Origin of the sequence: Roseateles aquae (assembly GCF_032337115.1) — a bacterium.
In the GTDB taxonomy this organism is placed as follows: domain Bacteria; phylum Pseudomonadota; class Gammaproteobacteria; order Burkholderiales; family Burkholderiaceae_C; genus Roseateles_C; species Roseateles_C aquae.
Genome location: NZ_JAVXZY010000008.1, coordinates 121,508 through 135,972, shown reverse-complemented (window position 1 = coordinate 135,972; position 14,465 = coordinate 121,508). Strand labels below are relative to the sequence as shown.

14 protein-coding genes are annotated in these 14,465 nt (G+C 66.9%); 2 read left to right on the top strand and 12 right to left on the bottom strand.

The window, feature by feature from the left end:
* The 5 genes from RQP53_RS18290 to RQP53_RS18270 form a co-directional block, all read right to left on the bottom strand.
* The gene (locus tag RQP53_RS18290) at positions 1-1,227 is read right to left on the bottom strand and encodes a DegT/DnrJ/EryC1/StrS family aminotransferase (protein WP_315652117.1); all 1,227 of its coding nucleotides are present in this window, start codon (positions 1,225-1,227) and stop codon (positions 1-3) included.
* Positions 1,224-1,772, bottom strand: coding sequence for an acyltransferase (locus RQP53_RS18285; protein WP_315652116.1), 549 nt, complete (start codon positions 1,770-1,772; stop codon positions 1,224-1,226). The genes RQP53_RS18290 and RQP53_RS18285 overlap by 4 nt, the downstream gene beginning before the upstream one ends.
* A gap of 2 nt (positions 1,773-1,774) precedes the next feature.
* Positions 1,775-2,944 carry a DegT/DnrJ/EryC1/StrS family aminotransferase gene (locus RQP53_RS18280; protein ID WP_315652255.1) on the bottom strand — a complete coding sequence of 390 codons (1,170 nt, stop codon included), beginning with the start codon at positions 2,942-2,944 and terminating at the stop codon, positions 1,775-1,777.
* Positions 2,945-2,949: 5 nt separating this feature from the next.
* Positions 2,950-3,540: an acyltransferase gene (locus tag RQP53_RS18275; RefSeq protein ID WP_315652115.1), complete on the bottom strand. Its 591-nt coding sequence runs from the start codon at positions 3,538-3,540 to the stop codon at positions 2,950-2,952.
* Positions 3,541-3,631: 91 nt separating this feature from the next.
* Positions 3,632-4,702, bottom strand: coding sequence for a Gfo/Idh/MocA family protein (locus RQP53_RS18270; RefSeq protein WP_315652114.1), 1,071 nt, complete (start codon positions 4,700-4,702; stop codon positions 3,632-3,634).
* A gap of 85 nt (positions 4,703-4,787) precedes the next feature.
* On the opposite strand from RQP53_RS18270, the gene lysS reads away from it, so the two are divergent.
* Positions 4,788-6,314 (top strand): lysine--tRNA ligase, encoded by a 1,527-nt coding sequence (gene lysS / locus RQP53_RS18265; protein ID WP_315652113.1) that lies wholly within the window; start codon positions 4,788-4,790, stop codon positions 6,312-6,314.
* Positions 6,315-6,430: 116 nt separating this feature from the next.
* Here lysS and RQP53_RS18260 read toward each other — a convergent pair whose 3' ends face one another.
* The 7 genes from RQP53_RS18260 to RQP53_RS18230 form a co-directional block, all read right to left on the bottom strand.
* On the bottom strand, positions 6,431-6,850 hold the full coding sequence (locus tag RQP53_RS18260) for a DUF4148 domain-containing protein (RefSeq protein WP_315652112.1): 420 nt from the start codon (positions 6,848-6,850) through the stop codon (positions 6,431-6,433).
* A gap of 184 nt (positions 6,851-7,034) precedes the next feature.
* Positions 7,035-7,823 carry an enoyl-CoA hydratase gene (locus tag RQP53_RS18255; protein WP_315652111.1) on the bottom strand — a complete coding sequence of 263 codons (789 nt, stop codon included), beginning with the start codon at positions 7,821-7,823 and terminating at the stop codon, positions 7,035-7,037.
* A gap of 68 nt (positions 7,824-7,891) precedes the next feature.
* Entirely contained in the window at positions 7,892-9,010 is a 1,119-nt protein-coding gene (locus RQP53_RS18250; protein ID WP_315652110.1) for a DUF3108 domain-containing protein, read from the bottom strand.
* A 10-nt stretch (positions 9,011-9,020) separates the two neighbouring features.
* Positions 9,021-10,763 (bottom strand): M61 family metallopeptidase, encoded by a 1,743-nt coding sequence (locus RQP53_RS18245; RefSeq protein ID WP_315652109.1) that lies wholly within the window; start codon positions 10,761-10,763, stop codon positions 9,021-9,023.
* An 11-nt stretch (positions 10,764-10,774) separates the two neighbouring features.
* The gene (locus RQP53_RS18240) at positions 10,775-11,221 is read right to left on the bottom strand and encodes a DUF3429 domain-containing protein (protein WP_315652108.1); all 447 of its coding nucleotides are present in this window, start codon (positions 11,219-11,221) and stop codon (positions 10,775-10,777) included.
* 44 nt (positions 11,222-11,265) lie between these two features.
* A complete protein-coding gene (locus RQP53_RS18235; RefSeq protein ID WP_315652107.1) occupies positions 11,266-12,027 on the bottom strand; it encodes a DsbC family protein in 762 nt (253 codons plus the stop codon).
* A 17-nt stretch (positions 12,028-12,044) separates the two neighbouring features.
* A complete protein-coding gene (locus RQP53_RS18230) occupies positions 12,045-13,157 on the bottom strand; it encodes an FAD-dependent monooxygenase (protein ID WP_315652106.1) in 1,113 nt (370 codons plus the stop codon).
* Between the two features lie 139 nt (positions 13,158-13,296).
* Here RQP53_RS18230 and ychF point away from each other — a divergent pair, with 139 nt between their 5' ends.
* A complete protein-coding gene (ychF, locus tag RQP53_RS18225) occupies positions 13,297-14,388 on the top strand; it encodes a redox-regulated ATPase YchF (RefSeq protein WP_315652105.1) in 1,092 nt (363 codons plus the stop codon).
* Positions 14,389-14,465 lie beyond the last annotated feature (77 nt).

Genomic DNA, 14,465 nt, shown 5'->3' with positions numbered 1-14,465 from the left:
TCAGGCCCTCCCGGCCAGCCGGCGCAGGCCGCGCCATTGCGCGGCGCTCAGCTGCGCATGCAGGCCCAGCGGCAGATTGATCACCGCCTCGGCCGCCGCCTCGCCCACCGGGCACTGGCCAGCCGTGTAGCCATGGCGCAGGCTGCCGCGCGGGTGCACCACATCGTCGAACCAGCAATCGGCCATGATGCCCAGCGCCTTCAGCTCGGCCATCAGCGCGGCACGTTCGGCCGGCTGGCGCAAACGCAGCGGATAGCGCAGCAGCACGGCACCGGCCGCGCGCGCCGGCCGCTCAAAACGCGAAGATCCAGCAAAGACCTCGTCATAGCGCCTGGCCTGCGCGTCTCGCAGCGCCCAGAGCCGGGCGGCACGCCGCAACTGGCAGAGGCCCAGCGCCGCGGCCAGCGGATGCAGGCCCTGCGCATAGTTGGGCCGGCTGGCGCCGCTGAGCTCGCTGGCCGGTGTCTGCGCCACCAGGCCCAGCGCGCGCGAAGGCAGGCGCAGCAGCACTTGCAATGCAGCGAGCGCCGGCCCCGGCAGCGCGGCCACCAGCCGATGCCAGGCCAGTGTCAGTGCCTGTCGCGCCAGCGCACCGCCGCGCGGCCGCTGCAGCGCTGGGGCCACAAAGCGCCGGCGCAGTGCCTCATCGCCGATCAGCAAGGCGCCGCCCAGGCCGGTGCTCAGGCATTTGGAGTACTCGAAACTGTAGAAGCCGCCCTGCCCCAGCGTGCCGGCAAAGGCGCCGCCAGCGCCCTCGCGCGCCCCCCAGGCATGGGCGGCATCCTCGATGAAGACGATGCCGGGAAAGCGCGCTCGCAACTGCGTCAGCCCGGTGGTGATCAGGCCAAAGTTGTGCGGCACCACCACCACCCGGGTGGCCGCTGAAATCGCCGCTGCAATGGCCTCGGCCGTGGGATTGAAGCCGCCGGCCTCGATGTCGACATAGCGAACGCCAAGCCCCAGATGCATGAAGACATTCGGCACGACGACGCAGGTATAGCCGGGCAACAGCACTTCATCGCCCGCCTTCAATGCCAGCGCTGCGACCAGCGCATGCAGCGCCGCACGGCCGCTGCCAAACAGCCAGACCGACTCGGCCGGCATGCCGAGGCTGGCGGCGAACTCGGCACGAAACTGATCCAGGCAGCCCTCGCCGCCACGCAGATACATCCAGGCGGCGCGGGCGAAATCAAACCAGCGCAGCGCGCTGACCACCGGCGATCTCATGCCTTGTCGCCATCCAGGCGGCGCAGCGGCTTGGCCGGGCAACCGCCATAGACCCAGCCGCCCGTCAGATGGCCGTCGACCAGCGCATGCGCGGCCACAACCACGCCGTCGTCGATGATGCTGCCCGGCAGCACGGTGACGCGAGCGCCAATGAAGACATTGCTGCCAATGCGCACATCGGCGCGCCGGTACTGCTGGCGGTGCAGCCCCTGCGCCGCCGGCGCGTTCGATTCGCAGAACAGCATCAGGCCCGGGCCGATGGCCACGTCGTCGCCGATCAGCAGCAGCTGTGCACCGATCAGCAAATGACCACCCGGCGCGATATGCGAATCACGGCCGATGCGAAAGCCGCCGCCCGCGGTGGCGAGCAAGCGACTGTCGCGATAGAGCACGCTGCGCGCCCCGAGCGCCGAGCCCGGGCCATGGCGCAGCAACACGCCGGGATGGATTTGCGCGCCGGCACCCACCTCCAGGCCCAGCCACGCATGCCAGCGGGCGCGCCAGCGGGCCCGCAAGGCATCGAGCTTGTAGCCCTGCAGCGCCACGGTCAGGCCAAGGCTCGCTTCAGCGCGGCCACCACCATGTCCTGCTGCGCCTCGCTGAGGTCGGCGCTCATCGGCAGGCTCATCACCCGCTGGGCCGCGCGTTCAGCCTGAGGCAAGGCCTGCCCCCCGTGCAGATGGGCATAGGCCGGCTGCTGATGCAGCGGCCGCGGGTAGTGGATAGCCGTCGGCACGCCGGCAGCGTTCAGCGACTGGATCACCGCCTCGCGCTGCTCAACCTGCAAGGTGAACTGCGCCCAGACGCAATCGCGATTGCCGCGCACCGCCAGGCGCTGCAGCGGCAGGCCAGCCAGCAGTTCCTGGTAGCGCTCGCCGATGCGCAGGCGCTGGGCAATCTCCCAGTCGAAACGCTCCAGCTTGGCCAGCACGATGGCGCATTGCAGCGTGTCCATGCGGCCGCCCACGCCCAGCCGGGTATGGGTGTAGCGCTGGCTCTGGCCGTGCACGCGGATCTCGCGTGCCGCCTGGGCCAGCGCGTCGTCGTCGGTGAACAGCGCGCCACCATCGCCATAGCAGCCCAGCGGCTTGCTGGGGAAGAAGCTGGTGGCGCCAAAGGTCGACAGCGCACAGCTTTTGCGGCCGTGATTGCCGGCGCCGGGACGCCCCAAGCCGGCAAGTTCCCCTTGGGGGGCGACGCCACTGGCGTCTTGGGGCCCAAAGTACGTGGCACCAAAGCTCTGCGCCGCGTCTTCGATCACCGGAATGCCGCCATGGCGGGCCGCAATGGCGTTGATCTCGTCCATATCGCAGACCTGGCCATAGAGGCTGACCGGCATGATGGCGCGGGTGCGCGGCGTGATCGCCGCCTCGATCAGGCGCACATCGATATTGCAGGTATCGGGCTCGATATCCACAAACACCGGCACGCCGCCGAGCAGAACGATGACCTCGGCCGTCGCCGCGAAGGTGAAGGGCGTGGTGATGACCTCGTCACCCGGCTTCAGGTCCAGCGCCATCAGCGCGATCAGCAGCGCCTCGGTGCCGCTGGACACGGTGATGCAGTGCTTGACGCCCACATAGGCGGCCAGCTGGGCCTCCAGCTCCTTGACCTCGGGGCCCATGATGTACTGGCCATGGTCGAGCACACGCTGGATGCGCGCATCGATGCTGGATTTCAGCGCCGCGTACTGGGCTTTCAGATCGATGAAGGGCAAGGCACTCACGGCAGCTTTCCTGGCTTGACGAGGACGCAGACGCCCTCCCGCAGTTGGTATTCGTCGCCGCTGTGGGGGCAGCGGGCGATCTGTTCGGCGCCGTCGAAATTCAGCCGTTCGCCATAGCGGCTCATCCAGCCGATGCGCCGCGCCGGCACGCCGACCATCAGCGCAAAGTCGGGCACATCCTTCTGCACCACCGCCCCGGCGCCGATGAAGGCATGGCGGCCGATGGTGCTGCCGCAAACAATCGTGCAGTTGGCGCCCAGCGTGGCGCCCTCGCGCACCAGCGTGCGGCGGTACTCGTTCTTGCGAGCCACGGCGGCACGCGGGTTGTAGACATTGGTGAACACCATGCTGGGGCCGCAGAACACATCGTCTTCCAGCGTCACCGCGTCATAGACCGACACATTGTTCTGCACCCGCACGTTGTTGCCGATGCTGACGTCATTGCCGACGTACACGCCCTGCCCCAGCGAACAACGCGCACCGATGCGCGCGCCGGGGCTCACATGGGCGAAGTGCCAGACCTTGGTGCCCTCGCCGAGTTGCGCGCCTTCGTCGACGATGGCGCTGTCGTGTTTCCAGTAAGTCATGTCGCTCGCCGGGCCGCCCCAAGGGCGTCATGCGCCCCCTCGGGGGGCAGAGAAGCGGCGAAGCCGCGAATGTGGGGGCTCATCATTGCATTCAAAAAACGAGGGGCAGGCCGACGCGTTGGCCGTCGCGGGCGCTGCGGTAGGCGGCGATCAGGATTTCCAGCGAGCGCAGGCCTTCGTAGCCGTCCACCGCGGCATTGGCTTCACCGCGCAGCGTGCGGATCACGTTGTCGTAATAGAGCGGATGGCCGAAGCCGTAGACGCTGCCGCCGCCCTGCTGCAAGTCATAACTGGCTGACTGCACAGCCACATCATCGGGATGCGGATCGGCAAACTGCCAATGCTCGATCTTGTTCACCGCGGTGCCGCCGATCTTCACCGTGCCGCGTTCGCCCAGGATGGTGATCGAACCTTCGAGGTTCTGCGGGAAGGTCAGCATGGTCACATTGATCGAGGCCAGGCCGCCGTGGCGCAGGCGCACGCTCATCACGCCGGTGTCCTCGGCCTCGATGTCGCGAGCCAAGGTGGCCGTGTAGGCATGGACGCTGTCCACCGGGCCGACCAGCCAGTCCAGCAGGTCGACGTAATGGCTGGCCTGGTTCATGAAGGCGCCGCCATCCAGATCCCAGCGGCCCCGCCAGGGCGCGGCGTCGTAATAGCTCTGCGGCCGGGTCCAGAACACATTGACCGTGCTCATATAGATGCGACCGAAGCGGCCCTCGTCGATGGCGCGTTTGACCAGCTGCACCGTCGCGTTGAGTCGATTCTGCTTGACGACGAAGAGCTTCACCCCGGCATCGAGGCAGGCCCGCACCATGGCCATGCCTTCCTCGAACTTGGTCGCCATCGGCTTTTCGGACAGCACGTGCCGCCCGCTGGCGGCCACGGCCATCGCCTGCTGCGGGTGCAGGCCCGAGGGCGTGGCCAGCACGACGACATCGGCATTAGAGCCCGCCAGCAAGGCCTCCAGCGAGGCAAAACCTGGCACCCCGGTGGCCGCCATTGCCGCCTGCAGCGCCTCGGGCGCGGTGTCGCAAACGGCCACCAACTCGGCCTGCCCGGCGTGGGCCGCAATCGCCTCGCGATGGTTCTTGGAAATGCGGCCACAGCCGACCAAGGCAAAGCGAACCGGGCGATCAGGGATGGGCAGCGCAGGCGTCATGAGGGGCCGAAAACACAGCGGAGCCGCAGATTCTACGGGCCGGCCCACGGAGACAGCCTAAAATCGCAGCAAATTCAACGAGTTGATGATGACCCAGCACACGCCCGCCGCCCCCCATCACGCCCCTGCCGCGCAGGACGAAAACCAGCTGATCACCGAACGCCGCGAGAAACTGGCTGCGCTGCGCGCCAAGACCGCCGTCCCCTTCCCCAACGACTTCAAGCCCCAGCACCGCGCCCTGCCGCTGGCGCAGCGTTATGGCGACGTCGCCAATGAGGAGCTGGAGCCGCAGGCGGTCAAGGTCAGCGTGGCCGGGCGGCTGATGCTCAAGCGCATCATGGGCAAGGCCAGCTTCGGCACGCTGCAGGACGCCACCGGCCGCATCCAGCTCTTCGTCACCAAGGACGGCGTCGGTGAAGAGAGCTACGACGCCTTCAAGCACATGGACCTGGGCGACATCGTTGGCGCCGAAGGCACCTTGTTCCGCACCAAGACCGGCGAGCTGTCGGTGCGCGTCAGCGTGCTGCGCCTCTTGACCAAGAGCCTGCGCCCGCTGCCGGACAAGTTCCACGGCATGAGCGATCAGGAACAGAAGTACCGCCAGCGCTATGTCGACCTGATCACCGACGAGCATGCCCGCGCCCGTTTCGTGGCCCGCTCCAAGGCGGTGTCCTCGATCCGCAGCTTCATGGTCGAGCATGGCTTCCTGGAAGTGGAAACGCCGATGCTGCACCCGATCCCGGGCGGCGCCAATGCCAAGCCCTTCATCACCCACCACAATGCGCTGGACCAGGAAATGTTCCTGCGCATCGCGCCCGAGCTGTACCTGAAGCGCCTGGTCGTCGGCGGCTTCGAGCGTGTGTTCGAGATCAACCGCAACTTCCGCAACGAAGGCATCTCGGTCCGGCACAACCCCGAGTTCACGATGATGGAGTTCTATGCGGCCTACTGGACGCACCATGATCTGATGGACTTCACCGAGGAGGTGCTGCGCCACGCCGCGCGTGCCGCCACCGGCAACGCCCGTGTCAGCTACGCCGGCAAGGACGTGCATCTGGACGAGCCCTTCGCCCGCCTGTCCGTGCGCGACTCGCTGGTCGCCCACGCCGGCCTGACCGAAGCCGAGGCCGATGATGCCGCCGTGCTGCACGCCAAGCTGAAGCAACTGGGCGAGGAGCCGCCCAAGCACTGGACCCTGCCCGAGCTGCAGTTCGGCATGTTCGAAGCCGTCGTGGAAGAGAAGCTGTGGCAGCCAACCTTCATCATCGACTATCCGGTCGAGGTCTCGCCGCTGGCCCGCGCCTCCGACAGCAACCCCAAGATCACCGAGCGCTTCGAGCTCTTCATCACCGGCCGCGAGTACGCCAACGGCTTCTCCGAGCTGAACGACGCCGAAGACCAGGCCGCCCGCTTCCAGGCCCAAGTGGCCAACAAGGATGCTGGCGACGAAGAAGCGATGTTCTACGACGCCGACTTCATCCGCGCGCTGGAATATGGCATGCCCCCGACCGGCGGCTGCGGCATCGGCATCGACCGGCTGATGATGCTGATCACCGATTCGCCCTCGATCCGCGACGTGATCCTCTTCCCGGCGCTGCGCCGCGAGGCCTGATCACCCTCACCTCAGGCTGCCCGCAGCCTGCAATATGCAAAGCAAAAGGCCTCCCCAACGGGAGGCCTTTTTCATGGGCAGCTCACGGCTGGCCGATGTGCAGATCGATCGTCAGCTCAGTTCAGCTTGGCCGGGCTCTTGCCAGCCATCACCGGCTCGCCGACGACTTGGCTGCGTGCCACCGGGTAGTTGCCCGGGCCGCCTTCGGCGTTCAGGTATTCCAGCTCGCCGGTTTCGCGGGCGCGCTTCAGTTCGGCGATCACTTCAGCGCGGGTCTTGCTGGCTTCGGCCTTGGTGGCAGCCTTGGGAGCAACTTGCTCAGCAGCCGGCGTCTTGCTGGCGGCCAGGGCGGTGCTGCTCGGCTTCAGGGCGGCACCGAAGGTCGCGGTGTCGTCGCTGTTCATGGCGGCCAGTTCGCCGCTGGCGCGGGCACGTTGCAGCTCGGCCTTGACCTGCTCGCGGCTCAGTTCCTGGGCAAAAGCGCCGCTGGAAGCCAGCAGGGTCAGGGCGATGGCGGCGATGTTCAGCTTGTTCATGATGAGATCCTTTTCAAACAGTGTTTCAGTCGTGGACTTTGCTGAAGCGGGATTCGCTGTGCTGTCCATGAGCTGAACTGTAGGCAAGCCGACCTAGTAGAAACACTAGGCCAGCGACAAGGATCTATTTCAATTTCACAAACAATGTGTGCGCGGCATTCGCCCATTGTTTGCAAATTCCCCCTTATTGGTGCTTGAAGTTTGGCTTGCGCTTGGCCAGGAAGGCGTCCATGCCTTCGCGCTGGTCGTCGGTGCCGAACAGCGCATGGAAGTAGCGCCGCTCAACCGCGACCGCATCCAGCAGCGGGCCCTCAAAGCTGCGGTTGACCAGTTCCTTAATCAGCGCCACCGAGGGGGCGCTGAAGCCATTGATCTGCTCGGCGGCGGCCAAGGCCTCCTCCAGCAGCTTGTCGGCAGCCACCACGCGAGACACCAGGCCGCCGCGTTCGGCCTCGGTGGCGTCCATCATCCGTGCCGTCAGCAGCACGTCCATCGCCTTGCTCTTGCCGACCGCGCGTGGCAGGCGCTGCGTGCCGCCGGCGCCGGGGATGATGCCCAGCTTGATCTCGGGTTGGCCGAACTTGGCGCTGTCGGCAGCGATGATGAAGTCGCACATCATCGCCAGCTCGCAGCCGCCGCCCAGCGCAAAGCCCGCCACTGCGGCGATCACCGGCTTCCTGACCTGCAGAATCGTTTCCCAGTTCTTCGAGATCAGGCCGCTCTTGAAGGCGCTCATGAAGTTGTGCGGTGCCATCGTCGGGATGTCGGCGCCGGCGGCAAAGGCGCGCTCGGAACCAGTCAGCACGATGCAACCGATGCCATCGTCGGCATCAAAGGCCAGCAAGGCGGCGCCCAGCTCGTCCATCAGCTGGTCGTTCAGCGCATTGAGCTGCTTGGGCCGGTTCAGCGTGATCAGGCCGGTCTTGCGTTCGCCTTCGCCGTGCACGGCGGTGATGATGCATTCGTAGGTCATGGGGACTCCTTCGGGGATGTTCAAACGTCGCTGGGCGCAACTATAGGGTCTGGCGGCGGCAGCAGGCTTCAGCGCTCGGCCTGCAGCGGTGCGACTTCCAGCATCAAGTCAATGAAGGTCTGTTCGTCCTGCCGAATGCGCAGGCGCACTGGCAGGTATTGCAGCGCCGGCGCCAGCCAGACTTCGCTCTTCAGATCGCCACCGACGGCCTCGCGCAAGGGGCGCAAATGCCAGGTGGCGAGAGGGCCCATCGGGGTTTCCAGCGTCTCCTCGCCCATCACCTCGTAGGCCCAGGCGTAGACGCGACGCGGCAGTGCCAGCGGCAGCTGGATCACGAGGCCGGGGCGCAACTGTTCCCGGCCGGTCAGGAACAGCCAGGTCAGCTGAACGAACTGGCTGGCGCTGTCCTGCACGCCGGCCGGTGCGGCAGCCAGGCGTCCGTCGCCCAGCTGCACCTGGCCGGGCTGGAACAGCACGCTGACGCGGCGCCGCTCGGCGAACAGGACACGCGTATCTTCGTCATAACGCTTGGGTGAGATGCCTTGCGGGCCAAGCTCGCCATCGCTGCTCATGCGGCGCGATATCAAAGGCGCAAAGCTGGGGCCGACGCCGACGTCCAGATGCACCTGGTAGCGCCGCCCCTGGCGCAGCCATTGAACCTGGGCGTGGCCGGTCACCGCGCCGCGGTAGTTGCCGACCAGCTTGTAGCGCAGCTGGGTCGAGGCTGGCCATTCGGGACCGGGTTCATCGTCAGCGGCCGCGACGGCGGAGGCCGGCAAGGCAGGCGACTCGGCCACGACCGGTGGCAGGTCGGTGACCGCGGAGGCGGCTGACGACGCGGCCATTGCCTCGGCCTGCGCCGCTGGCGCATTCTCAGCCACAGCGCTAGCTGCAGACTCCGGCAGCGCCAGCTCCTGCACATGCGGCACTGCAGCCGGCTGTTGCCGTGGTGTCGGCGGCTTTGGCGCACGGGTGGGCATGGCTCGCGGCGCGGCCGCAACCATCTGGCGCACAAAGGCCGCCTCCAGGCGTGGCGGCATCGGTGCCACTTCTTCAAGGCTCAGTCGCCAATCGGCCTGAATGGCGGCCAGCCGGTCTGCCACGCAGCCATGCAGGATGAGCACCGCCAGCACCGCCAGCACCAGCAGCGCCAGCCCCGGCAGACCGGCCCGGCGCAGGCCCTTCATCGCCGGGAACTCAGCCGCCCAGCCAGTCGCGCCGCAAGCGGGCGGCACGCGGCGTGGACTTCTCGGCCGCGCTGAGCTTGACCGGCAGACCGCAAGGGCCTTGTTCGGGCAGCAGCGCCTCCAACGTCAGCATGCGCTGATCGCGGCAGACCAAGAGCTGCAGGCGCGGCTGGCGCTCGCCGCCCAGCGTCAGCGCGGCATCGTCCAGCCGCTTCAGGCGCCAGCCATTGCTGGCCAGGATTTCATCGCCGGCGCAAACGCCGGCGGCCATCGCCGCCGAACCCTGCAGCACCTGCTTGACGTTGATGCTGCCGCCGCTGTCGCTGACCCGCAGGCCCAGGCGCTGGGCCAGCGTTTGCTTGTCAGATTTCCACTGCAGGCCCAGCTGTTCGAGCAGCTGAGGCAGGGGCAGCTCGCCCGTGCCATGCACCCAGGCGGCCAGTTTCTCGGCCGCCTCCGCACCGCCGAGCTGCGCCAGGGTCTGCAGGATGTCCTGCTCCGACACCGGACCGCCGCCACCGCTGCGCTGCCAGAGTGCGCGCATCAGGCTGTCCAGCGTCGCGCGTGGCTTGGCGGCTGTGCGCAGCGTGAGGTCCAAGGCCATCGCAATCATCGAGCCCTTGGTGTAGTAGCTGGTGATCGCATTGGGACTGTTTTCGTCCTGGCGGTAGTACTTGGTCCAGGCCTCGAAGCTGGACTGGGCCACGCTCATCCGGTGCAGACCCGGCACACCCAGCACGCCGCTGAAGGTGGCGGCAATCAGTTTCAGGTAGCGGGCCTCGTCGATCAGGCCGGCGCGAACCAGGAAGAGGTCGTCGTAATAGGAGGTGAAGCCCTCGAAGAACCAGAGCAGCTCGGTGTAGTTCTCCTGGCTGTAGTCAAAGCGGGCGAACACATCGGGGCGCAGACGCTTGACGTTCCAGGTGTGGAAATACTCGTGGCTGATCAGGCCCAGGAGCCGGGCATAACCCTCGTTCATCTCGCCCTGGCCCAGCCGCGGCAGATCGCGCCGGGCGGCGATCAGCGCCGTGCTGGCGCGGTGCTCCAGGCCGCCATAGCTGTCGTCCACCGCATTGAGCAGGAACACATAGCGATCGAACGGCGGCTTGCTGGCGCCGGCATGCCAAAAATCGATCTGCGCCTCGCAGATGCGTCGACTGTCGGCCAGCAGCCGCTCACCATCGAAGCTAGGCAAGGCGCCGGCGACAACGAATTCGTGCGCCACACCGCGGGCCTCGAAGCGGCCGCGCCAGAAGCGGCCCAGCTCAAAGGGGTGGTCGACCAGCTCGTCGTAGTCGGCCGCCTCGTAACGACGCTTGCCGATCTCGCGCATGCCGCTGGCCACCTGCCAGCCCGCAGGCAAGCCCGCCAGCTCGATCTGATGCGCCTCGGCCTCGCGGCCCTCGGCGCGCAGGCACAGGCCGGTGCCGTTGAAGAAACCGCGCTCGGCGTCGAGGAAGGCGGCGCGCACCGAGGTGTCGAAGGCATAGACCTGGTAGCTCAGCACCAGTGCCGCCTTGCCGCTGCAGCGGGCCAGCCAGCTGCATTTGTCGAGCTGCTGCAGATCGATCTCGCGCCGGCCCTGCCGGGCGCTGAAGCCGCTCAGATGGCGCGAGAACTCGCGCACCATATAGCTGCCCGGAATCCAGACCGGCAGGCTCAAGCGCTGCTCGGCTGCCGGAGCCGGCAGCGTCAGTGTGACGCGGTAGAGGTGGGCGTGGACATCGGCGATCTCGATCTTGTAGTGAATCATGAAGACCCTGTTCAGCTGCCAGCGGCACCAAGGAAGCAACTCAGCGCGGCCACCGCGCTGAGACGGAAGCGCAGCGTCAACCAGGCCGAAGCACCCAGCGCCGGGTAGCTGCGGCGGTCAACCAAATAGCAGACCACCAGCATCACACCATGGACGACCAGGCCCGCGTAAGCCGGCATCACCACCGCGATCCAGGCCAGTAGCGAGGGCACGACGCCCCAGACAAAGGGCTGTGGCGACGGAATGTTCTGCCTGAAGGCCAGGCCCCAGTGGATGCCGCCCAGAAAGGACAGGACCACCGCTGCGTAGGACGAGAGCATCGCCGTCACATAGGGATGGGCATCGGCACGTACCAGCCAGACCAACAGTGCGCCCAGCACAAAGGGCAGCAGCCCGGCATAGCCCAGGCGCTCGGCAACGGGATTCAAAGGCAGGGCGTGGCTGCTGGCGGCGGACATGCGTCGACTCCGGCTCAAGAAACGGTCAGCGGAAAAATGTGGGGTCAGGACTTGATCGCCTGCAGGCGGCGTTCAACCTGTTCGGCCGTCAAGGCGCCAGGCGCCCGGGTGCCGTCTTCAAAGATGATGGCCGGCGTGCCGTTGACGCGATGCTTGCGGCTGAAGGCCAGATTGCGCTCGATGGCGGCCTCATCGCAGCCGGCCACCGTCTGCTTGGGCGGCGGCGTGTTGTCCAGCATCCAGTTGCGCCAGGCGCTGGTCGCATCCTTGGCACACCAGATGGCCTTGGACTTTTCCGCCGAATCACCGCCAAGAATGGGGATCACGAAGGTGTAGACGGTGATGTCCTTGACGTCCTGCAGGCTGCGCTCGAAGCGCTTGCAATAGCCGCAGTTCGGATCAGCAAAAATGGCAATGCGGCGCTTGCCTGTGCCCTGCTTCCAGACGATGGCGTCCTTCAGCGGCAGCGCGGCGAAGTCGACCGCGGTCAGCTGGTTGACGCGCTCCTCGGTCAGATTGCGGCGCGCCTTCAGGTCGATCAAATCACCCTCGATCAGATAGCTGCCGGTCGCATCCGTATAGCGGACCTCGCTGCCAAAACGCACCTCCCACAAGCCCGGGATGGCGGCCGGCCGCACCTCGTCGATCTTGGGTGCGCCGACCAGACGCTCGGGCAGGTTCTTGCGGATCACCGCCTCATTGGCGGTGGCCGGGCCAACAGCCACCAGCAGCACGCCCGCTGCCAGCGCGGCCGACAGGGTCAACACGATCTTGCGGGACAGCAGGAATTTGAAATTGGGTTTCATGTTCGCTTCAGCAGGTTTCAGGCACCGAGCGCCTGGCGGGTCAGCCAGCGCTTCAGCGGAGAGACGGAATCCAGCAGGGTCAGGCCCTGGTTGCGCAGGCTGCGCAGCGGCGCGGCCTCGCTGGCAAAGAGTTTCAGCAGGCCATCGGTGAGCTCGCCCATGGCCCAGGTCGGCGCCAGCCGCTCACGCTCATAACGGCGTAAGAGCTTGGCATCGCCGAGCGGCCGCCAGGGCTCACGCGCCGCCAGCACCCGGGCCAGCGCGGCCACATCACCGAGACCGAGGTTCAGCCCCTGGCCCGCCAAGGGATGAACCAGATGCGCGGCATCGCCCAGCAGCACCCAGCCGGGGCCACTCATCGCCTCGGCGCGGGCAATGGCCAGCGGCCAGCTGGCCCTTTCGCTGGCCAGCTGCAAGCTGCCCGGCGCCATGCCGCAAGCCTCGCACAGCGTCGCTTCGAAGGCGGCGGCATCTAGGGCCATCAGCTCGGCCACACGCGCCTCGGGCAGTGACCAAACCAAACCGTAGGAGCGCTGCGGCTCGGGCCGCTCAAACGGCAGCAGGGCCAGCACATCGGGCGAGCGGAACCATTGCCGCGCGATGCCCTGGTGCGCCTCGGCCGCCACCAGCCGCGCCGCAATGGCGCGCTGGCCATAGCCATGCAGATGGAAGTCGATGCCCAGCTCGCTACGGCGCTGCGAGTCGCGCCCCTCGCACAGGGCCTCCAGCGCGGCCGGCACCGGCCTGTCGACGATCTGCACATGGGGCGAGAAGCGCAGCGCCAGCGCCAGCTGGCTCTCCAGCTCACCGGCATCGACGATGAAGGCCAGCTCCGACACGCCCTGCTGCCAGGCGCTGAAGCCGAGGCTGGCGCCCTGCTGGTCGCCCTGAATCTGCATCTCATGGACCGGGCTGGCGGCGTCAGCGGCCAGGCTGCCCCAGACCTTCAGCTCGCGCAACAAGGCCACCGAGGCGGCATTGAGCGCATAGCTGCGCACGTCACCGCGCTGTGCTGCGCTTGGCTCGGCCGTGCCCAGCAAGGCCACGCGCAGGCCCTGCGCGCCCAGCGCCAGCGCCAGGCTGCGGGCCACGCAGCCGCTGCCACGCACCAGGATGTCATAGGAATGCATGCGGGCATTGTAGGCAGCCGACCGTCGCCATGCCGTTCGACTGGCCGCTGTTGGCGCCAGGCGACTAAAATGCCGCCTTCGCGCCCGGACCGGCTGGTCTTGGGGCCACACCGCTTCACCGCTTCTTCGAAAGCCCCTCATGAGTCTCAAATGCGGCATCGTGGGCCTGCCCAACGTCGGCAAGTCCACCCTTTTCAATGCGCTGACCAAGGCCGGCATCGCCGCCGAGAACTACCCTTTCTGCACGATCGAGCCCAATGTCGGCGTCGTCGAACTGCCTGACCCGCGCCTGCAGAAGCTGGCCGAGATCGTCAAGCCCGAGCGCATCCTGCCGGCCATCGTCGAGTTCGTCGATATCGCCGGCCTGGTGGCGGGCGCCTCCAAGGGTGAAGGTCTGGGCAACCAGTTCCTCTCGCACATCCGCGAGACCGACGCCATCGTCAACGTGGTGCGCTGCTTCGAAGACCCGAACGTGATCCACGTCAACGGCAAGGTCGACCCGATTGCCGACATCGAGGTGATCCAGACCGAACTCTGCCTGGCCGACCTCGGCACCGTCGAGAAAAGCCTGCACCGCTACAACAAGGTCGCCCGCGCCGGCGACAAGGAAGCGATTGCGCTGGTCAAGGTGCTGGAGAAGTGCCAGGCCGCGCTGGACCAGGCCAAGCCGGTGCGCACGATCGACTTCAGCAAGGAAGAGCTGGTCATCCTGAAGCCGCTGTGCCTGATCACCGCCAAGCCGGCGATGTTCGTCGGCAATGTGGCCGAAGACGGTTTCGAGAACAACCCCTTCCTGGACCGCCTGAAGGAATACGCCGCCGCCCAGAACGGCCCGGTGGTGGCCATCTGCGCCAAGACCGAGGCCGAGCTGTCCGAGATGAGCGATGAGGACCGCGCCATGTTCCTGGCCGAGATGGGCCAGGACGAGCCCGGCCTGAACCGCCTGATCCGCGCCGGCTTCAGCCTGCTGGGCCTGCAGACCTACTTCACCGCCGGCGTGAAGGAAGTGCGCGCCTGGACCATCCACAAGGGCGACACGGCCCCGCAGGCGGCCGGCGTGATCCACACCGACTTCGAACGCGGCTTCATCCGCGCCCAGACCATTGCCTACGAAGACTTCATCACCTTCAAGGGCGAACAAGGCGCCAAGGATGCCGGCAAGATGCGCGCCGAAGGCAAGGAATACGTCGTCAAGGACGGCGACGTGTTGAACTTCCTGTTCAACGTCTGAGCAATACGTTGATCGCCCGGCGTTTGTGGCGCGCGCGGCGAAAACCAAGGGCCGCCGCTGATGCCGCGGCCTTTTCT